At 60.4% G+C, this 20403-nt stretch carries 18 protein-coding genes, 2 tRNA genes and 1 riboswitch; of the genes, 7 read left to right on the top strand and 13 right to left on the bottom strand.

Annotated elements, in window-relative coordinates; translation table 11 throughout:
* Window positions 1-49: 49 nt before the first annotated feature.
* The 3 genes from EWV35_RS00305 to EWV35_RS00295 form a co-directional block, all read right to left on the bottom strand.
* Window positions 50-769: an MgtC/SapB family protein gene (locus EWV35_RS00305; RefSeq protein WP_238653967.1), complete on the bottom strand. Its 720-nt coding sequence runs from the start codon at window positions 767-769 to the stop codon at window positions 50-52.
* A 73-nt stretch (window positions 770-842) separates the two neighbouring features.
* Window positions 843-2549, bottom strand: a complete 1707-nt coding sequence (gene ctaD, locus EWV35_RS00300) for an aa3-type cytochrome oxidase subunit I (RefSeq protein ID WP_129657130.1) — start codon at window positions 2547-2549, stop codon at window positions 843-845.
* A 93-nt stretch (window positions 2550-2642) separates the two neighbouring features.
* Window positions 2643-4526, bottom strand: a complete 1884-nt coding sequence (locus EWV35_RS00295) for a transketolase (RefSeq protein ID WP_129657128.1) — start codon at window positions 4524-4526, stop codon at window positions 2643-2645.
* Window positions 4527-5041: 515 nt separating this feature from the next.
* Between EWV35_RS00295 and EWV35_RS13590 the strand changes: the two genes are divergently transcribed.
* On the top strand, window positions 5042-5536 hold the full coding sequence (locus EWV35_RS13590) for an anti-sigma factor (protein WP_129657126.1): 495 nt from the start codon (window positions 5042-5044) through the stop codon (window positions 5534-5536).
* Here EWV35_RS13590 and EWV35_RS00285 read toward each other — a convergent pair.
* Complete coding sequence (locus tag EWV35_RS00285) at window positions 5475-7454, bottom strand: FAD/NAD(P)-binding protein (protein ID WP_129657125.1); 1980 nt, start codon at window positions 7452-7454, stop codon at window positions 5475-5477. The genes EWV35_RS13590 and EWV35_RS00285 overlap by 62 nt on opposite strands.
* 123 nt (window positions 7455-7577) lie before the next feature.
* On the opposite strand from EWV35_RS00285, the gene EWV35_RS00280 reads away from it, so the two are divergent.
* Window positions 7578-7669, top strand: a tRNA-Ser gene (locus EWV35_RS00280).
* A gap of 341 nt (window positions 7670-8010) precedes the next feature.
* Here the strand turns inward: EWV35_RS00280 and EWV35_RS00275 are convergent.
* The 6 genes from EWV35_RS00275 to upp all read right to left on the bottom strand — a co-directional run bounded on the left by EWV35_RS00275 (window position 8011) and on the right by upp (window position 12959).
* Entirely contained in the window at window positions 8011-9051 is a 1041-nt protein-coding gene (locus EWV35_RS00275; protein ID WP_129657123.1) for a YdcF family protein, read from the bottom strand.
* Between the two features lie 382 nt (window positions 9052-9433).
* Window positions 9434-9808: a DMT family transporter gene (locus EWV35_RS00270; protein WP_129657121.1), complete on the bottom strand. Its 375-nt coding sequence runs from the start codon at window positions 9806-9808 to the stop codon at window positions 9434-9436.
* A 2-nt stretch (window positions 9809-9810) separates the two neighbouring features.
* Complete coding sequence (locus tag EWV35_RS00265; RefSeq protein WP_129657119.1) at window positions 9811-10125, bottom strand: DMT family transporter; 315 nt, start codon at window positions 10123-10125, stop codon at window positions 9811-9813.
* Window positions 10126-10139: 14 nt separating this feature from the next.
* Window positions 10140-10206: riboswitch (guanidine-III (ykkC-III) riboswitch) on the bottom strand.
* 9 nt (window positions 10207-10215) lie between these two features.
* Window positions 10216-10749: a SixA phosphatase family protein gene (locus EWV35_RS00260; RefSeq protein WP_193554058.1), complete on the bottom strand. Its 534-nt coding sequence runs from the start codon at window positions 10747-10749 to the stop codon at window positions 10216-10218.
* Window positions 10750-10867: 118 nt separating this feature from the next.
* The gene (locus tag EWV35_RS00255) at window positions 10868-11671 is read right to left on the bottom strand and encodes a winged helix-turn-helix domain-containing protein (RefSeq protein ID WP_129657117.1); all 804 of its coding nucleotides are present in this window, start codon (window positions 11669-11671) and stop codon (window positions 10868-10870) included.
* 649 nt (window positions 11672-12320) lie between these two features.
* On the bottom strand, window positions 12321-12959 hold the full coding sequence (gene upp / locus EWV35_RS00250) for a uracil phosphoribosyltransferase (RefSeq protein WP_129657115.1): 639 nt from the start codon (window positions 12957-12959) through the stop codon (window positions 12321-12323).
* A gap of 29 nt (window positions 12960-12988) precedes the next feature.
* Here upp and tadA point away from each other — a divergent pair, with 29 nt between their 5' ends.
* The 5 genes from tadA (at window position 12989) to EWV35_RS00225 (ending at window position 17655) form a co-directional block, all read left to right on the top strand.
* Complete coding sequence (tadA, locus tag EWV35_RS00245; protein ID WP_129657113.1) at window positions 12989-13459, top strand: tRNA adenosine(34) deaminase TadA; 471 nt, start codon at window positions 12989-12991, stop codon at window positions 13457-13459.
* A gap of 222 nt (window positions 13460-13681) precedes the next feature.
* Window positions 13682-14380, top strand: coding sequence for an ABC transporter ATP-binding protein (locus EWV35_RS00240; RefSeq protein WP_129657111.1), 699 nt, complete (start codon window positions 13682-13684; stop codon window positions 14378-14380).
* Window positions 14377-16839 (top strand): YhgE/Pip domain-containing protein, encoded by a 2463-nt coding sequence (locus EWV35_RS00235; protein WP_129657109.1) that lies wholly within the window; start codon window positions 14377-14379, stop codon window positions 16837-16839. The genes EWV35_RS00240 and EWV35_RS00235 overlap by 4 nt, the downstream gene beginning before the upstream one ends.
* A complete protein-coding gene (locus tag EWV35_RS00230) occupies window positions 16836-17504 on the top strand; it encodes a TetR/AcrR family transcriptional regulator (protein WP_238653962.1) in 669 nt (222 codons plus the stop codon). The genes EWV35_RS00235 and EWV35_RS00230 overlap by 4 nt, the downstream gene beginning before the upstream one ends.
* Window positions 17505-17567: 63 nt before the next feature.
* Window positions 17568-17655, top strand: a tRNA-Ser gene (locus EWV35_RS00225).
* Window positions 17656-17815: 160 nt separating this feature from the next.
* On the opposite strand, the gene EWV35_RS00220 is transcribed toward EWV35_RS00225, so the two are convergent.
* The 3 genes from EWV35_RS00220 to EWV35_RS00210 are packed head-to-tail and all read right to left on the bottom strand — an operon-like array spanning window position 17816 to window position 20401.
* Window positions 17816-18673 (bottom strand): anchored repeat-type ABC transporter permease subunit, encoded by an 858-nt coding sequence (locus EWV35_RS00220; protein ID WP_129657105.1) that lies wholly within the window; start codon window positions 18671-18673, stop codon window positions 17816-17818.
* On the bottom strand, window positions 18670-19431 hold the full coding sequence (locus tag EWV35_RS00215; RefSeq protein WP_129657103.1) for an anchored repeat-type ABC transporter ATP-binding subunit: 762 nt from the start codon (window positions 19429-19431) through the stop codon (window positions 18670-18672). The genes EWV35_RS00220 and EWV35_RS00215 overlap by 4 nt, the downstream gene beginning before the upstream one ends.
* Window positions 19421-20401 carry a choice-of-anchor M domain-containing protein gene (locus EWV35_RS00210; protein ID WP_129657101.1) on the bottom strand — a complete coding sequence of 327 codons (981 nt, stop codon included), beginning with the start codon at window positions 20399-20401 and terminating at the stop codon, window positions 19421-19423. The genes EWV35_RS00215 and EWV35_RS00210 overlap by 11 nt, the downstream gene beginning before the upstream one ends.
* Window positions 20402-20403: the final 2 nt, after the last annotated feature.

Here is a 20403-nt window from a genome sequence, read left to right as displayed (position 1 = left end):
GCCGGCTTTCGGCAACGGCCACCGCTAGTTCTTCCTGGGTCTGAGAACTCTAATCCTCGTCATTGGGCCCGCCCTCCGTGTCCTGTGAAATCCTGACGCTGACCACTCCTGAAAGCTCCGTCAAAGTGGCGACGAGAGAACGCAGTGGCGGGCGTCCCCGAAATCTCGCGCGCAACACTACTTTGTCTCCGACTCTCTCGGTCGACTCGATCTGCGCCGTATAGCCCATCGACGTCGCTTCGGACAAGATATCCCTCAGGATTCCGTGTCCATCGATGTAAGTGAGCCGGAGAACGTTCCGGTCCGACGCCCCGGGAAGCCTTGTCACGATGGGCATGAGGACGGTTGTGGCGATCAGGTACAGGATCGTACCTTCGATTGCGATCCACGGCAGTCCCGCCCCCGCGGCCATGCCCACGGCGGCCGTGACCCAAATCGACGCGGCCGTGGTCAGCCCGCGCACAAAATTCTTGCGGGTGAAGATCACTCCCGCACCGAGGAAGCCTATTCCGGAGGCGATCTGCGCAGCGATCCTCGAAGGGTCGAGTACGATGTCGGAGCCGAGCAAGGTCCCGAACCCATAACCCGAGACGATCGTGAACAACCCGGATCCTGTCCCCACGAGGATGAGGGTGCGCAGGCCGGCCTGCTTCTGGCGAAGCTGACGTTCGAAGCCGATGATGCTCGACAGAACGAACGAGGTCAGAAGCAGGCTCGATGTCAGCGCAAAATTCGAGTCCGGTCCCAAGGTCCAGATATCCGTCGCCACAACCATTGTGTGTATCCCCTACTTTCCGGCCGGAGCAGCCTCAGCTTCCGTCAGTCGTCCACCCACTATCTTGTCAGTTGTTGACGCGATCAGCCGCTCTGCGGGCGGCCGACGCGACGTCGTGGTTGGTGGACAACTCGGGATGGTGCAGATCCAGTGCAGGCCGTTCCGAGCGGATTCGCGGCAGGGCCGTGAAGTTGTGACGTGGCGGCGGGCAGGATGTCGACCATTCCAGGGAGCTTCCAAAGCCCCACGGGTCATCGACTTCAACCTTCTTGCCGTTGCGGGTCGTGATGTAGACATTCCAGAAGAACGGCAGCATCGACACCGCCAGAATCATGGCGCCGACGGTCGAGAACTGGTGCATCCAGGTGAAACCGTCCTCTGGCATGTAGTCAGCATAACGACGCGGCATTCCGTCCACACCCAGCCAGTGCTGGATCAGGAAGGTCGTGTGGAAGCCGATGAACAGCATCCAGAAGTGGATTTTGCCCAGTCGTTCGTTGAGCATCTTGCCGGTGAACTTGGGCCACCAGAAGTAGAGACCACCGAACATGCAGAACACGACCGTCCCGAACGCTGTGTAGTGGAAGTGCGCGACGATGAAATAGGTATCGGACAAGTGGAAGTCCAGCGGAGGGGTAGCCAGGATGATCCCGGTGATGCCGCCGAACAAGAAGGTCAACAGGAATCCGAAGACCCACAACATTGGCGTCTCGAAGGTAATGGATCCCTGCCACATCGTCCCGATCCAGTTGAAGAACTTCACACCGGTCGGAACCGCGATCATCATGGACATGAACGCGAAGAATGGAAGCATCACCGAACCGGTGACGTACATGTGGTGGGCCCACACAGTCACGGACAACGCACCGATCGCGATCGTCGCGAAGACGAGTCCCTTGTACCCGAAGATCGGTTTGCGTGAGAATACCGGGATGATTTCGGATGCGATGCCGAACATGGGCAGGACCAGGATATAGACCTCGGGGTGGCCGAAGAACCAGAAGAGGTGCTGCCACAGGATCGCACCACCATTTTCGGGATCGAAAATGTGGCCCCCCAGCCTGCGATCCATGCCGAGTGCAAAGAGCGCAGCTGCCAAAGGAGGGAAAGCCATAATAATGAGGATGGCGTTGATCAATGTCGTCCAAGTAAACAACGGAACCCGCCACATGGTCAGTCCGGGTGCGCGCATACACAGAATCGTCGTGATGAAGTTGACGCCGCCCATGATGGTGCCGAAGCCCTGCAACGCAAGACCGAAGACCCACAGGTCACCACCGATACTCGGGCTGTACGTTGATGAGCTTAGTGGCGTGTAGGCAAACCAACCGAAGGATGCCGCGCCCTGTGGGGTGATGAACCCGGCAAGTGCGACGAGGGAACCGAAGAGGAAGAACCAGAACGCCAAAGCATTGAGCCGTGGAAAAGCAACATCGGGGGAACCGATCTGCAAGGGTACGATCACGTTGGCGAAGCCGATGAACAACGGGGTGCCAAACATCAGCATCATCAGGGTGCCGTGCATCGTGAACAACTGGTTGAACTGATCCTTAGTTTCTAGGATCTGCATCCCGGGCTCGAACAGCTCAAGACGCATGACCAACGCCATGATCCCTGCCAGCAGGAAGAACGTGAAGGACGCAATCAGGTACATGTATCCGATGGTCTTGTGGTCCGTGGACGTGAGCCAATCGACCACAATCCTGCCCCGGGACCGGGGGACCTTGCGTGCAATCACTGGGCTCTCTGAAGCCGAATACTCAAATGTAGACATCACGTCACCTTTCAAACGCCGGGCGGAGAATTGCTGCGGGGCCAGGCCTTCGTTCCCCGGACCGACTCTCGCGGGTACCACTTCAGAACCAGATCAGATTGTCGATGAACCTCCGTTGGTCACTTGTTGTTCTGCTGCCTCGACAATGTGTTGGGAATCGATTCCCGCCCAATCGAGCAGCTCGGAGCTGGTGCCGGATCCCGGCATGCCTTCGACCGCGAGATGCGTGACGTGCAGAGGAGAGACCTGTCCGGCAAGCACGGAGACGACCGCCTCACCGAGGCCGCCTTCTGGATGGTGATCTTCAGCGATCACGACATTTCCGCCCGCGGCCTTCACGGCTCCTCGGAGGGCATCTGCGTCCAGGGGTTTGACCGAGTAGCAATCGACAACCCGAGCGGAAATTCCCTTCTCGCTCAAGGTGTCGGCCGCGGCGAGACACTCGTGAAGCGTGATTCCGGCCCCGATGAGAGTTACCTCGTCATCGTCGCCGGCTCGCAATGTCTTCGCACCGCCGATGGGGAACTTCTCGGCTTCGGAGTAGATCACGGGCAATGTGCCGCGGGTTGCACGCAGATAACTGATTCCCGAACGGTCCGCTATCTCCGCGCTCAGGGCGGCCGCGCTGACGGCGTCGCTGGGGTAGACGACCGTCGAACCGTGCACGGAGCGAAACATCGCGAGGTCTTCGACGCCCATTTGGGAAGGGCCGTCCGGACCGATCTCGATCCCCGCATGCGACCCTGCGATGCGCAGGTCCGCACCGGAGATCGCGGCCATACGAATGAAATCGAAAGCTCGGGTCAGGAATGCGGCGTAGGTCGATGCGTAGGCCTTGTAACCACGGACGTTCAGGCCGGTTGCGGCGGCAATGAGCTGTTGCTCGGCAATGAACATTTGGAAGTAGCGCTCGGGGAAGGCTTCCTCGAAGTCGTCGGTGTGAGTCGAGTTTCCGACCTCCGCGTCAAGGGCGACCACCCCAGGGTCGCTGTGGCCGAGTGCTACGAGTGCGTCGCTATACGCCTGACGGGTCGCGACCTTGTCACCGATTTCGTAGGACGGCAACTGGACCTGCGTCTTTTCGGATCGCTGAGGTTCACCGGTCTCCTCAGGGGCAAGACCGAGCACTCGGAGGTCACGTTCACCGCCCAGTTCGCTGATCGCTCTCTCCGCCGCGTCCTCGGGCAACGGCTTTCCATGCCAATCGTCCTTGTCCTCGATTTCGGAGAATCCCTTGCCCTTGATCGTCTGGGCGAGGATCACGGTCGGCCGGCCACCACCTGTGCCGGCAGCGGCAAGAGCATCATCGATCGAATGCAGGTCATGGCCGTCGATTTTCACTGCCGCAGCTCCGAAGGATTCGGCCCGGCGCATATAAGTCTCGATGTCCCACCCGTGCTCGGTGGGGCCAGTCTGGCCGAGCCTGTTGACGTCGACGACGACGACCAGGTTGTCCAGCTCGTAGTAGGAGGCCTTGTCGAGTGCTTCCCATATGGAGCCCTCTGCCATTTCGCTGTCCCCGCACAATACCCAAGTGGTGTAAGGGAGTTTGTCCAGGTATTTCCCGGCGAGGGCAATGCCGACGCCGTCCGGCAGTCCTTGTCCGAGTGAACCTGTTGCCACGTCGATCCACGGCAACTCCGGCGTCGGGTGGCCCTGAAGCCGCTGCCCGAACTGCCTGTATCCGGTCACCATCTCATCATCGGATATCCGGCCTGCGGCCTTGAGAACCGAATAGACGAGCGGCGATGCGTGGCCCTTGGAGTAGATCAGGTGATCGTTGTACGAGCTCTTGGGGTTCTTCCAGTCGTAGCGCAGATGCCGGCTGATGAGAACGGCAAGAACGTCTGCCGCTGACATCGACGAGGTGGTATGGCCGGAGCCTGCTGCGGTGCTCGAGCGGATCGAATCCACGCGTAGCTGCGCGGCGAGTTCGGCGATGTCGGAAAAGCTATCCCGTCGGACATTGGTGCTCATGAAATGCCTCCTCATGGGTGCAGTGTTGAGCAGGCTGTCGTTACAGCCATTGACCGTTGCGCTCTGTTCGCGGGCACAAGGCCTGTTCCCATAGTGTCACTTGGGTCACCGGCCCGAAAGGGGCCTTCGAAGTTTGGACTTTCTGGAACGGGGCGGACGGCTCGCCGAGCAGATACATACCTGCGTGGTGCACGTGAACAAGCAACCGGCCAGTCAGGAAGGATTGCCCTTCGGCAAAGCGACGATCGGCCTAGCTAAGGACGCGAACTGACTGCCCGGGGTCTTCAGGGATTCGCGGAAGAGAAGCTGAAATGACTGAGCCATGGAGACTTCAGCTGGTCCAAGCAGAGCCAAGAAAGACTGCGGATACCGAACGTATCTTCGGTCTGCTTATCTCCTGCTCGACTTATTTTGGTTGTCCAGACTCGCATGGACCACGTCATTGTCGTCGAAGAGGCCGGACGAGGCGTCGTAACCGTCGCAGGTGATCAGGGGGCAATGGGGCGTCACCCCAAGTGGCCGTAGACTTCAGCCACCGCGAATCGGTGCTTCGAAATCAGCAACAGCAGCAACGACAGGACGAACTTTTGACCGATCCGGATGAGGCCGCCCCATACGTGAGTAAGGTCAGGGCCTCCGCGAGGCTGGTTGCTTCCCGAAGAAGAACCGCCGCACTGTTTGTCGGTTCGAATTTCACCGATCCAGGACACGGCAGGCAGTATCAGGTCCGGCTGATGAAAGACGGCAGTCCCGTTCCGGACACGGCCTTCAACGGTGGCTCCAGCGTTTGGCCGACCGGTGATGTTCGCGATGCCGACGCCCTGGCGGTAACGGGTGAACCTGCGGGAGGCTCTCAGGCTCCGACCAGCGACGTAATGATGGTCACCGAAATCTTGCGAAGCCTGACTGCTCCCACAAAACCCGGCCCAGGGCCGGTCACGGGTTTGCCTACCCCAAGACTGACCTGGCTACCTCATTGGAGTCAGAAACGGTACTCGAACCGAATCTGAGTTCTGCGTCCGCCTCCGCCGCAATAGCAGTCCCCCATTGCGTCGAAGACAGTTGCAGCCCCAGAACGAAGATTCCGGCTTCGGGCTCGCCGGAAGCTCGGACGAGTCGGTGAGGTGATTCCGTGACCTCCAGGCCTTTCGAAGGCACCGGGGCCGGGGAATCGGCCAGGTGCAGTTGCCACGGACGTGCAAACCCGTCCTCGAAGAGGTGCCCGAGCAAAGGCGACGTGCTCACCCGAACGTCGTTGGCCGGCGCCAGGGCCTCGACAAGCCAATCGGAGTGGACCGGTTCGCCTCGCACCCAAGGGGATGAGGCAATGAAACATCCAGCGTTCTCGTCAGCGCCGAAAACAGGGTCCGGCCCGAGAAAACGTACGACGCCGGCCCGTGCCAACGCCGCCATCTGTTGGATTCTGAGCACTGGCGGACCGGAAGCGAGGCCCTCGACCAATCCACCGAATTTGCGTTCGAGCCCACGGATCCACGACTCATCAGAAATTCCATGGTCCTGGACGGCGTATTTGACTATGGCGCGTGCCTGATTCATCGACCCAATAGCCATTTTGATAGGACTGTCTTCACCCAAGAAGGAGGCGGCGACGTCGCGGTCCAAGAAATGGACCACGGCCGCGGCATATTCCTCGTGAGAGTCGAAGCTCTGCCCCTCGAACGGCCTCGAAAGGCGCTCCGGAGTCAAAATCAGGTTCGGGGCCACCCGGTCCGTGACCAAGCGGTCCAGACGGCTCCACCACGAGCTGTGCTCGGTGTCCGACAAGATCGCCTCGACTTGGGCGAGAAATTCGGCTGGGTCGCCGTGGATCGCCTCGGGATCGGTGCGGATAAGGGTTCGGTAGTAATTCCATTGGGCGTCCCTGCGAATCAGCGGCCAGTAGTCGACCTCGAAGTCGATTTCCCTCCCCTCGGACCGTGCCCTTTGTTGGGTCCTGTCCACATAGTCTCTGGTGAAGAACTTGTTTTGCGTGGAGCGCGGATAGTAGGAATCCAGGACGGCTTTGGCCCGGTAAGGAGTCCCACGGCGGGACCCGGCCCAGATCTTGGGCTCACGGCCGCTCGGTTGGTATGTGAGGCGATGCGGATGGTCCCCGTCGACCTCGAATGATCCTCCGCGCCCTTCGGTCAGCTGAGCGAGCACGTCATGGAAGTTCAGCCCCATACCACGGATCAGGACTTCCTCCCCTTCCGGGAGAGAGCCCCACCGAACGTCGGCCGGAATGGCAGGCGGCCAATAGTGCAATCGCCTGCTCGCGGCGAATTCCATGAGGTCCTGCTGGTCATCACGCAATTTGGCATCGGTGTGCCCGAGTGCCAGTACGACGCAATGAGCTGACAAAACGACGCCGTCGCCCAGTTCGACGAGATAAGGCCGTCCCGTATTTTGCTCCCCATAGGCGATACGCACGGCTTCCTGGGGGTGATAGTTCAAGCTCATGGTTTTCGGCAATCCGGCCCGGAGGCGAGCAAAAATATCAGAAAGATAAGTGCCGTAGAGCTTCCGAGACGGGAATCCTTCGCGTGTCAGAGCATGGACCTCGGCCAAGTCTCCGTCGGAGAGTCCGATGATCGGAAAAGAGGGATCGGCGGTGACCCGGGCTCGCCACGCCTCGAAGCTGAGGCCCCGGACCGCAGAAATGGGGTGCGGATAGGATCCGTCGGAAGGAACGGATGTGACCGTGGCGTCCGTGGGAACGACCGTCGGGAAAAACGACGGGGTGTTCATCAGAAAGAGTCTCGACTGGTCTGTGCGCCACACGTGCCCCGGGCCCGGAGGGAAAGGGTCCACCAGGTGGACCTCAACGTTCTTGTCGGATCGGCTTGCCGCGTGAGCGGCCAATCTCTCAACGGTCGACAGCCCTCGCGGACCAGCCCCAATTACCACGATGCGTTGCGTTCTTCCCATGCTTCCAAGAGTAGTGCCCCGACCCCGGAGCTTCGGTTTTGACCATGACGTGCGTTTATCGGTACGCTGTTAAGGCTGTTCGACGGCGATATTCGTTTATCACGAGTTGAGCCGTGTTCACGTGGAGACGTGCCAGAGCGGCCGAATGGACTTCACTGCTAATGAAGGGTCGGGGTTAAACTCGACCGGGGGTTCAAATCCCCCCGTCTCCGCCATGTAGCTCCCGGGGCTCTTGAAACATCAAGGACCCCGGGAGCTTTCTTTATCCCAGGGCCCTTGACTCAACAACGAACCGATCACGGTCTCTGGCGTCCTCTTCGGGCCGTTGCCCCGAGCAGCTGGCATGGACCCGAGGGATGAGACGAGGGTCATGGGCCACCAGAAGCAGTATCGAGGCATCCAGAACAAGCGAGCAGTCAGGACCAGGGCCGGTACTCGGATCATCTCGATACGCCGCACCCACGACAACACCATGGGGCGCCATCCGACTACGGACCGGACCCACCTTAACGCCCCGCTCGGAGTCATCGAGGCAGAATCCCGTCCTCATGAATGCCTACCGCTGCTGGAGCGATTCCCAGAGAGCCAATACAGTGACGACGACCAAGGGCAAGCAGGCAATACAATTGAGCCACCGATGCTGTTCGACAATTGCGACGAACTCACGGATAAAAGCGCTCGGAATAAAATAACGAGCTGTCGGGGCGCCCACAACGGCGGCTTCAATTCCGGCCCGACGAGTCAAACTCGCGGCTCTCAAGACGTGATAGTTATTGGTCACCACCACACAATCCTGCATCCGCCCCGCATTGGAAATGATCGATGTCGAAAACCGGATGTTCTCCCACGTGTTGCGCGACTTCTCCTCGGGGTACACATCATCCGGATCAGCGCCGTGCTCTACCAGGTACTCAGCCATTGCCTGCCCCTCCGGCCGCGACTCGTCGCCGCCCTGTCCACCAGACGGCACCAAAATCGGACGTGCATCCCGGTCTGCACCCAGACGATAGATCTCAAGCGCCCGGTCCAGGCGGCTACGCAGCAACGGAGGGACCGCCCCATTGATCAGCCCTGAACCGAGCACAACAATCGCAGAAGGATGCAGCTTTCGCGACATTCGACCATACACAACCGAGTAGACCGCAAAAGAGACAAAAGCAACACTGAAGTATGTGGCCAAAAGAGTGATCAGGACGCCCAGGGCCACGGCGTAAATACTTAGAGGATAAGGGATTCGACTCCAGCCGAATAATACCCAGAGGAGTATAGGCAGAACCAGCATTAACAATCCTGCAAACAGCGAAAGCAGGTTTCCCAGTCTCCTCCCCTCGTATCTCAGCATCACGACGCCGTTTGCAATCAAAGCGATCGACAGAATCACCAAAGCAATCGGCGTCACGACAAACATTGTGACGACGACCGGCCATGCCACCGACTCGACCCTCGCCAACAAGGTCAGCCCAAGCAGAATGCAAACGCCTACACCAATGGTCAAGAAAACCCCATTGCGTATCATCCGAGGGTCTCGACGCCGCCCCCACGCATAGAGGAGGAAGAAAAAACACGCGAGGGCAGAATGAGTGACCGCAATTTCCATCCACCAATTCTGACATGGTTCTCATTAGTACACCGACCGCGCCGCCGGCCATTACACAGATTGAATAAACTATCGGGCGGGCCATCAGGAACCCGGCAGCAGCGGAGTGTGAAGGGTTCACACCTCAGAGAGCCGCCTCTCGACGGGGCACTGGCCCCTATCGACGCATAATAGGCCCCATACCGAACGTGATGCTCTCAGGTTCCTGGAAAGCCAGGACTCGAAAGGTCGAGGGTTCTCGTGATGCTCATTGCTCCGACGCGGCAGCGACATGCCGACGTCGGATCCCGGTTCCGCTCTGGTCGGAAGAATGAAAGCTCTTGGACCGCGAAGATTCGCGGTCCAAGAGCTTTCATCGTCGCTCGGAGGTCGTGCACCGGCCTCAGTCGGAGCCGTGGCCAACTGTCTCGTTGCTGCCGGCGGATTTGTTCCTTTCCGGCCTGGACGGCATGAGTTTCAGGCCTACCGTGGCCCCGACGATCCCGAGAATGCAGAGTATTTTGAGAACGGAAACCGATTCGGCCCCTGTCATCATGCCGTAGACGACGGTGAGTGCGGCACCGATTCCGGTCCAAATGGCGTACGCGGTGCTGATGGGGATGCTCTTGACGGCCCAGCCAAGACCGCCCATGCTTCCGATGAGGGCGAGCACGAAGACGATTGTTGCTGGGGGATGGGTGAATCCGTGTGATGCCCCCAGGGCTGTTGCCCACACGGCTTCGAGCGCCGCACTGACGAGTAATACGATCCAGGCCATGTTTAGCTCGCCACCTTCAGTCCGATGAGGGAAATAATGAGCAAACCGAGCAATGAGAGACGACCAAAAGTCGCTCGTTCTTGCCGGGTCATGAAACCCCAGATCAAGGTCAACGTAGCGCCAATGCCGACCCAAACGGCGTAGGCCGTGCCCACGGGGATGGATTTCATGGCGAATGCGAGGCCTGCAAGGCTCACAACCATGGCGACGACAAAGACAAGGGCCGGCTTCCAACGTCGCAACCCGTGCGATGCGGACAGGGCCGCAGCCCATACCATCTCCAGCGCGCCGGAGACGATCAAAACGATCCATGCCACGACAGTTCTCCTCCTTCGAGTCAGTCTTGTCGTGGTGCGGGTACTGCTCCCTCGTCCGCAGGCCTGGGTGGAGACCTCACGAGGAAGATATCAACGCTCGATGAATGTGCGCAATATGGCGTCCGCCCCATCAAGCGCGGCCCACGGTTTCTGAGAGCTCAGCACAGCGAGGCCAGCGGGTGGAAAATTCGACGAGACGTCCATCATGGCTTCGTAGTCCGAGTCCCGGGAGGCCAAGGACAGCACGGCGTCCTGCACAGCAGGATAATGAGCAATGACCAAGAGGGAGTTCACCGTATCTGGGGTCCGGCCGATGGCCGCGAGCAACTCCGGAGTCGGCGCGTTGTACAAGCGATCCTCGAGGCTCGCCGTTGGCGCCTTGTCCCCCAGCTCGTCGCATATCCACGTGCACGTCTGGCGGGTTCGCAACGCGGAAGAGGTGACGATCATCTCGGGCACGACACCGTTATCGACCATCCACCGACCGACCCGCGGAGCATCGGCATGTCCGTTCGGCGTGAGCGGGCGGTCGAAGTCGCTGGTTCCCCAGGGCATGTCTGCCTCGGCATGACGCATGATCATCAGGGTCTTGGCTTGGGAATGCGGATCGATCAGCGAACTCATGGGGCAAGTCTACAAACTGGCACACAGGATCGACGTCGACCTCGCACGCGTACATCCTTGGGCGCAAAAAACCGGGCGGGGCCCAAAGGCCTCGCCCGGAATCACAGTAACTGGATGGTCAGATGGAATACTCCGGTGCGGCCCATACGACGACCTCGGGGTGCTCGTAGAAACGATAGCCCTGACCACGAACCGTGCGGACCGTGTTGGAGAGCCGCCCCAGCTTTGAACGCAGGCGCCTGATGTGAACGTCGATCGTGCGCTCGTTCGGAGTCTCGTCCGCATCGCGCCACAAGGATTCGAGCAGCTCTTCGCGACCAGCGGTGCGGCTCGAGTTCTCGACCAAGTAGTTCAACAGCTCGAACTCCTTGTACGTCAAGTTCAGCACCTCGCCGTCCAGGAACACCTCCCGGCGGGACAAGTCAATGAGCACACCGGCGGGCTGACTCGGCTTGGTCTCCGCCGCGGAAGGGTGGCCATTCTGCACGCCTTCAGCATGGCTCTTGGGAGCGGTTGGGTCGCCCAACGCGTCCCGAACCACATCGAGGTCGGAGCCCTCGGCGCCCGCGGGGGCGATCGCAACAGCAGCATATGACTCGGCCTGCGGGACCAAGGTCTGCGCGTAGGCGCGGATGTCCTGGACCATGCGGACCAGGGAGGTGCCGTTCTGGGCCGCTACGTCCTCATTGAGCCCGACATACAGCACGAACCCACGAGCCTCGTTGTCGGCCGTCACGGGGCGGATGGATGCGCCGTTTTCGGCTTCATGACTCGGCACGGAAGGGTTCATCGCACGCAAGGACCGGTAGTCAGTGGGTTCGCCGATGGCTCCGCGGCCGGTCATACCTCCGGGCCGCATCGGAGTAGCGCCGTTCGCACGATTGCGCTGGGAAATGTGCACGTATCCGGGTGCGCCTGACATTAGATCGCCGTCCTTCTACAATTCGGACCTCGCACGGCATATGCCGTTGGAATGATTGATGACGGTCGCGGTTGTGCCCACGACCTACGGACCGACACCGATCGAAGAGACCCGAGCGGATTTCCCCAATGGAGTGATCAGACCTTCCACTCCATGCTCCACCCGTTCTCAACTTCCCGCAAGTAACAATCTGTTGAACCGTCCGAACTGTGAGACAATATGTCTCAAATATGCATTGTAACGTTCAGGTTATGCATACTGCATTTAGCCTCCCGCCACAATGCGGCGCCTTTGTCATCGCAGGATAACCCGCAAACCCGGGCAGACATGAGCCCTCAGTATCCCGGTTTCACGGAAAATATGAATTGTCAAGGGATCGGCGGCGCATATTTTTCCCGCCTCACGGCTTATCCAGGTTTTGCCCAGGAACAAGCGGATTTGTCTTGACAAAACTGACGAGTACGCGACTCGCCTCTTCAGCATGTCACCCACTCACCGCGCGAGATGGTTCCATGATGCGAACGCCCGCACGCGCATCCACACCCAGCCAGCTTCTCCGGGGCCGGGACTTCGGACAGCACATGCGGGCGGTGAACTTTATCGGGAAAGTTATGGTGCGTGGTATTTGTCACAGGGGCCGATTCGGCCTTTAGTCAACGACACCGTACAGCCGGTCCCCGGCATCACCCAGTCCCGGCACGATGTACGATTTCTCGTTCAATCGCTCATCCTGCGCAGCCAGGAACAGATCGATATTGTCCAACTGTTCAACGCCCTCACCCAAGGCTTCGATACCTTCGGGCGCAGCCAGGATGCAGAGACACGTAATGTGGTCGGCTCCCCTCTCGCGCAAGAATTTAATGGACTCGATCAGAGTTCCGCCGGTCGCAAGCATCGGGTCGAGAACATAAACCTGACGCCCCGTGAGATCGTCCGGCAAGCGCTCGGCGTAGGTCACAATGTCGAGGGTCTCCTCGTGGCGAGCCATACCAAGGAAGCCTACTTCCGCCGTCGGGATCAATCGTGTCATCCCGTCCAGCATTCCCAAGCCGGCGCGGAGAATGGGGACGACGAGGGGTCGCGGACGAGAAATAACGACACCCTGCGCTTCGGAGACTGGAGTCTGAACGGTTTTGGGCTCCACACGGATATTGCGCGTGGCCTCGTAGGCCAGAAGAGTGACGAGTTCATCGACGAGTTGACGGAACTGCGGGGACGAGGTTTCTCGGTCCCTCAACACGGTGATCTTATGGCTGACCAAGGGGTGGTCCAGAATCTTGACTCGCATGGGTCCAAACTACAGCAGACAATGGATGCATGAAGCACTTCTCGAATCTCCACAACGCGTGGATGGGGCTCGCACTGGCCGAAGCGAGGGCGACTCACGCCAGCGGCGATGTACCCATAGGGGCCGTGGTCATGGATTCCACAGGAAGCGTCGTGGGCAGGGGTCGAAACCGACGCGAGGCCGACGCCGACCCCGTAGCCCATGCGGAAGTGCTCGCCATCCGCGAGGCGGCAGCCCAGTTGGGACGATGGCGCCTGGACGACTGCACGCTCGTCGTTACGTTGGAACCGTGTTCGATGTGCGCCGGCGCGGTCCTCCTCTCTCGGATCCCCCGCGTGGTCATGGGCGCCTGGGACGACAAGGCCGGGGCCGCAGGGTCCGTCTTCGACATTCTCCGCGAGCGCCGACTCAACCACTGGGTCGAGGTCTTTCCAGAAGTCAGGGCGGAGGAATGTGCCCAGCTGCTGCAAGATTTCTTCTCCGAAAAGCGCCTGGCCTAGGGACTCTGGCAACGATTCGGCGACCGGGGCACTCCGAGTGCATAGTGTCACTTTATTTAAGTCCGCTTTCACTAGAACTGACCGGTCAGTACAACTAGGATGGGAGTCGTCAAAACGTAGCCGTCCACCTGCCGTTCAATGACCTAGTGTTCACGCACTTTTGAGGCTGGCTTCCCGTGGGGCTATCCGCATCATCATCGCACCACACGAGGAGATAAACCCGTGCTCGAAGTCGAGGCCGTTCAGGCGAAGGGTCGCCATGCTCCACTGGTGGAACCGACCTCGTTCACCGTGGAAATCGGCGAATTGATCCTGGTTCAGGCAAACAGCCAGTTGCAGCGCTCCGCATTGTCCTTGGTGCTCACCGGACGAATGCGCCCAGATGCGGGGAGCGTCTCTTGGGATGGAAGCGACTCCCGAAAAACGCTCCGCCGCAGTTCCTCATTGATCGATTCCCCGGCCATCAATGAGATGGAAAATCATATGCGCGTGCGCGACTACGTAGCCGAGATGCTTTCCTACATGCCCCACAAGTTTCTCCATCGCCCGAACGCCTCACGCTGGCTCCACGAAAATGGCCTCGAGGACCTGGACAACCTTTGGGACGAGCAGCTGACCGGCGATCAGAGAATCAAGCTCATGATCGCCTTGGCACGTCATGACCAACGGGCGGATCTTCTCGTGTTCGACACCCCGTCTCGCCACGCCAACCATTCGTACACGTGGCTTCCCAGTCTTCACCGGTTGGCCCGGGACGAGAACCACCGACGGGCCGTCGTCGCGGTAGTGCCGCACATCAGCGACTCGTGGCACGGACTTCGTGCAACGCTCGGCGAGACCTCGACCGAACCGTACATCCCGTCGGGACTGAGCCTTGATGAACTCTTCACCCCCCAGATCTCCCAGGAGGAGCACGCGTGACTTCCCTTCGCCTCGCACTCACCGAGCTCAAGCGCATGACCGGAGGGGTCTTCCCCAAGTTGGTCATGGTCGCACTCGCGTGCATCCCGCTGCTCTACGGCGGCATCTACCTGTACTCCAACTGGGACCCCTACGGGAAGGTTGACCACGTCAGCGGCGCCATCGCCATGGACGACTCCGGAGCTCAGGGGCCGGACGGCGCGTCGGTCAACACCGGCCAGTCCGTCGTGGACAAGCTCCATGAATCCAAGGACTTCGACTGGCACGATGTTTCTTCTCGAGACGAAGCCGTCAAGCAGGTCGAGAAAGGCGACACTGACTTCGCGATCGTGATCCCGAAGGATTTCTCGCAGCGCCTCCTGTCGACCTCCGAGTTCAAGCCCAGCGCGGACGGAACCCCGGGGAAAGTGGACCCTGAGAAAGCCGGCCTCGAGTTCGTCACCAATGACGCAAACAACTATCTGCTGACCAATATCGTCTCCAAGGCCGGCACCACGATTCGCGACCAGGTGGCTCAGGAAGTCGGCGACGAGACCGCCCAACAGATGCTGGCAAGCTTCACCGATATCCATGGTCAGCTTTCCGAGGTGACCGACGGTTCGAAGAGACTTTCCGACGGTGCGGTGAATCTTTCTTCGGCGGTCGATCAGCTCAAACAGGGCACCTCGTCACTGGCCAGCGGCGCGGTACAGCTCAATGACGGCTCGCATTCCCTGCTCGACGGTGAGAACCAGCTGGTCGACGGCAATGCTGAGGCCCTCGACGGAGCCAAGCAGCTAGACAGCGGCGCCCAACAGCTGAACGGGGGCGCCACGACTCTGGCGGATGGAACGTCCCAGTTGGCCGATGGTTCGTCGCAGCTCAAGGACGGGACGTCGTCGCTTTCTTCCGGCTCATCACAACTCGCCGACGGCACATCCAAGCTCTCGGACGGCGCCGGCCAGCTCTCACAAGGAGTCACGACGCTCAACCAGAAGGTGCAGCAGTCGGGAATCAACGACATCGGCAATGACCTGACTGCGATGTGCAAGGACCTCTCCGAAGTCAATACCTCCGATCCTTCCGGCCGCCTCGGAGAGGACGTATCCAATTCCGTGGTCTCAGAGGTCGGCGCGGCCACCTCGGAGCAGGTACAACAGCTCGTTGACCAAGGTGTGTTGGATCAGGACCAGGCGAAAAAGGTCGTGGATTCGGTCTCCGGTGAGCAGACCAAGTCGCGTGTCTCCAAGGCCACGACCGATCGGCTCAACTCAGTGGAGAACACCGACGCAGGTGCCTCGCTGCAGAAATTGCGCGATTCAAGTTGCGCCTCGGACGGATCTTCATTGGTGGCCGGGAAGATCTCCGAGCTCACCACAGGAATCTCGCAGTTGAATGACGGGGCCTCCGGAGTCGCAGACGGTGCGAAGAGCGCCCATGATGCCGCGCAGGAATTGGCTGGTGGCGCGTCGACCCTGGACCAGAAGACCGGTGAACTCGCTTCAGGGGCCTCCCAGGTCAACGACGGGGCACAACAGCTCAAGGACGGAACGGGCACACTCGCTGGCTCGACCGGAACTTTGGTCGATGGCTCGCAACAGCTGTACGACAACCAGGTCAAGGCCCGTGACGGAGCCCAGCAGCTTGCCGACGGAACCAGTGAGGCAGTGAACGGATCGACTCAGCTCGACGACGGTGCCGGCCAACTCCAGAATGGCTCGTCCGAGCTCTCCAAAGGTTCCCAAGATCTGACGAATGGCCTCAAGAGCGGTACCGATCAGGTCCCCAATCTGAACAAGGACGAACAGTCCTCCCTGGCTTCGGTCATGTCCGATCCGGTCTCCGACGATCACAGCTCCTTGGCCAGCGCCCGCAACTACGGCGAGGGTATGGGACCGTTCTTCATCGTGTTGGCCCTGTGGATCGGCATCCTGATGGCCGGTCAGTTCCTCCGAGCCAGTAACGACCGGGCTCTGGCCTCCAATACTTCGAGTTTCAGGGTCGCCCTCGGTTCCTGGGTTCCGTTCGCGGTGGTTGGCCTGGCCCAAACGGTGGTTCTATTCGCCGTCGTGAAATTCGGTCTCGGATTCCAGATGGAACACCCTTGGCTCGTATTCTGGTTCCTGCTGCTGACCTCGACCGCCTTCAGCGCATTGGGGCAGGGACTGATCTCACTGCTCGGCGCTCCGGGCAAGCTACTGGTTCTGATTCTTTTGATCGTGCAACTGGTCACCTCCGGAGGCATGATGCCGTACGAGACCCTGCCCGAGTCCTTGAAATGGCTGCACCACATATTGCCCATGGGTTACGCGATCACTGGGGTTCGCCGCCTCGCCTACGGGGTCAATGAGGGCTCTGTTCCCTCCTTGGTGTTGATCCTCGTGGTCTATCTGGTGGTCGGATTACTCATCGGACTCCTCGGATCGGTCAAGGACCGCACATGGACCCTCAAAAAGCTCAACCCGGAGGTAGAACTGTGACGAACGTCGAGAACCAGAACCTCGCAGAGAATCCGGGGCCGATCCGACGTCGCCCGGGGCGTACCAACCGGACCCAGCTCAAGCTCTTCGAAGCGGCGATGGTGATCATGAGCGAAAAGGGACCCACCGCGACGACGGTCGAGGAGGTCGCCGCAAAGGCCGGGGTATCGAAAGGGACCGTGTACTACAACTTCGGTTCCAAGAAATCGATGGTCGACGGCTTGTTGCGGTACGGCGTCAAGTTGGTCCTGGAGACCATCGAGGACGCAGGCGAAGGAATCACCGACCCCCGGGATCGGATCGCTCGAGGCGTCATCGCTTCGCTGCGCTTCCTGGAAGGACAACCTGGCTTCGCGCGCCTCGCTGTCGCGGAGATGTGGCGGCCTCACGGAGGCGCCTCGGAAGTCTTGGCAGAACAGCGTTCTGTGATCATCGACCGGGTCACGGACCTGGTGGACGACCTGGACGAGAGCTATGAAACCGAGGAACATCCGGATAGCCGGTCAATTGCCGTCGCCCTCTTCGGTTCAACCTTCATGCTGGCCATGGACCGAGAGATGAATCTGTCGGTGCGGACCACCCAGGACGCAGCCCGTGCGGCGCTGAAGATCGTCGACGGATACATCGTCGGGCGAAGGTCGGACGTGACCAAAACGATACCGTGATGCCCGAAGGCACAGCCTCTCAAGTTGAGTCGGCACCGATGAGCCGGTAAAGTAACCGAAGTTGGTGACGTGTCCGAGCGGCCGAAGGTGCGACACTCGAAATGTCGTGTACGGTAACCCCGTACCGAGGGTTCAAATCCCTCCGTCACCGCTCAGCGAAAAGCCCTCACATCCTGTGATTTGCCACAGGATGTGAGGGCTTTTTGAGTTCTCTGTCAGGCCGCCTGCTTTGGGCCGAAGCGTGCATCCGACTCGTCCAGGTATCCAGAAATTCGCGTACCAGCATGACTCGCGCTCGGGTTCTCAGCGTCTCAGGCGCTCACGGCTGCTCCTCGGGCTCGGGCACGAAGCCCCGCGAGCGCCCAGCTGACAAAGAATCCGGCAACCATCGTCAGAACTATGGTTCCCCCGACGGGAAGATTCATCGACCAGGATATGTATAACCCTGTCGTGGCGCAGACCGTACCGAACGCGGGGGCGAGGACGAGCATGGAACCGAGTCGCTGGCAGAGTAGGCGCGTCGTCGCCGCAGGGATCACGATGAGTGCCAGAATCAGCACGTTGCCGATAGTTTGCAACGAGATGACAACGCTCACGGTCACCACCACGGACAGAAGGATATCCAGCCCCAAAACCGGAAGCCCCAACGCCCGGGCAGTCTCCTTGTCCACGCTGACCGTCACGATCTCCTTGTGAAAAAGCGCCAGGACCAGCAGCAGTCCCGCACCGGCGACCGCTGCCATCATGACGTCGTGGTCGGAGACCCCGACGATCGAGCCGAACAGAAAATCCTCGACTGAGCCGGAGTACCCCGGTGCCCGCGAGATGATCACAATGCCCAAGGCAAAGGCGCCGGCAAAAAGAATACCGATGACCGAATCCTCCTTCAGCCGCCGATTCTGGCTGAAGACGGCAACGAGCACCGCGGTCAGCACACCGGCGACCAATCCCCCGAGGACCATGTTCCCGCCAACGACAAAGGCCACCGCGAGCCCGGGAAACACCGAGTGGGCCACGGCGTCGCCAATGAAGACCATTCCTCGCATCACGACGTGGCACCCGACGACGCCGCACACGATCGAGGAGATCACGACGGCCGCCAAGGCCCGCGATAAGAACGTCAGATTCGGGTTGAAGAGGTCGATCACGAACTCCCACGGGGTGATCATGAGTGTTGCTCCCGTACGTCGGAACGAGTGATTCCACACGATGCCAGGGGACGACCGCGCAGCCATGTGTTGAGGGAGGCGGCGTCGAGCTCCGAGGGCGGCGCATCCAGGTCGATGTGTCCCCTCAGCCCGCAGATCCGTGAGCAATCGGTCAGGGCACCCAGGACATCATGGGTGCTCATGACGATGCCGAGCCCATCCCTGGCGAGCGCTGTGTACAGCTGGCCGAGCTTGTCCTGGGTCGGGGCGTCGACTCCGGTGAAGGGCTCGTCGAGCAGCAGAAACCGGGGGTCGGTTGCGAGCGTCCGTGCGAGGAGCACCCGTTGCCTCTGTCCTCCCGAGAGCTCGCCGATGGAGCGACGACGCTGATCAACCAGGCCTACCCGTTCCAGGGCTTCATGAACCGCAGCCCAGTCCGCGGTTTTCGGTCGACGGAACCACCCGATCTTGCGGGTCCGTCCGATCATCACGGCGTCTTCGACGGTCAACGGGTAGTCCCATGCGAAGTGGTGCTTCTGCGGCACATAACCCAATGCGGCACGGGCACGGGCTGGCGCGTGGCTTCCGACGGTGATCTTCCCGGCCACCGGTGAGACCAAACCCAATATTGTTCGGAGCAGGGTGGTCTTTCCGGTTCCGTTGGGGCCGATCAGCGCGACGAATTCCCCGGCTTCGACCTCCCAGTCCAGCGAATCGAGGACTATGCGACCACCCAGTGAGACGGTGAGACCGGAGATTTCCAAGCGGTTATCGGTCATGGGTGTTCCCCGCGTTCCGTTGCTGGTTCAGCACCGCCTTCTTGGCCCGTCGATCCCGGACGACCCACCACAGCAGCACGCCTCCCCCGACGAGGACGACGGCCAAGACGATCACAGGTGCCGAGAGGGCTTGCGCCTCGTTCTTCGCATCCTGATCGTGATGGTCCTCGTTCTTCGGCGGGGCGGGATCGCCCAGCAGGGCGGCCTTGTTGAACACCTGGTCAGGGTCGGTCGAATCGCCGACCGCGAACTGCAACCGCTGAGTATCGGATACTTCCGTCCCGTCGGAGAGTTTGCCGTGGACCCTGACCGTCACGAAGTACGTTCCGGGTAAGGTGAAAACCCAATTGGCATGGGTATGCGTGTTGGTCGGAACCCAGATGTCCTGTGGCTCCTCCTTGTCGGAAGTCCAGAGAACCTGGGGACCGGAAAAATTGCCGTTCTCAAGGTACAGGCTGAACCGGCCCGGACCTTCCACGCCCTCGAAAGTCAGGTTGGCTCCCGTCCCCAGACGGTCCTGTACCTCCGGGTCCTGAGTGTTCCACCCCGGCCAGACGACGCCCCGGGCCTCGGTCTGGGGTATCACGTATACGTCCTGTCCCGCTGGCGTCCCCACGAAGTCATAACGGGGATCGTCTGGGGTGGGCAGCCGGGACGTATCCCCGGCACGGAGCACGACGTCGCCCGGCCGCCGCCATACGGGCTCACGGTTGTGGTCGTCGTGGATCATGAGCGTCCACGCTCCGTCCACAAATTTCGGCCCCATATCAACGTGTCCGTGATCGATCACGGTCCGCTCGTGGCCGATCTTTTCTTCGGTGGACAGTTTCTGTTCGAGTGCCTTGTCTTCGACGAACTGGTTGGTTCCCGCAGACGGGGAGGCCGATGCGCTCGGCAGGCCCAATCCGACGGGGCCGAGCAACATTGCCAGGGCAAGCACCCGTATCGCAGTCTTGTGGTGTTTTCTCATGT

Origin of the sequence: Rothia uropygialis, assembly GCF_004137765.1 — a bacterium.
GTDB lineage: Bacteria > Actinomycetota > Actinomycetes > Actinomycetales > Micrococcaceae > Rothia.
Note: the sequence above shows the minus strand (reverse complement) of the source record. Positions and strands in the feature narration are given on the sequence as shown.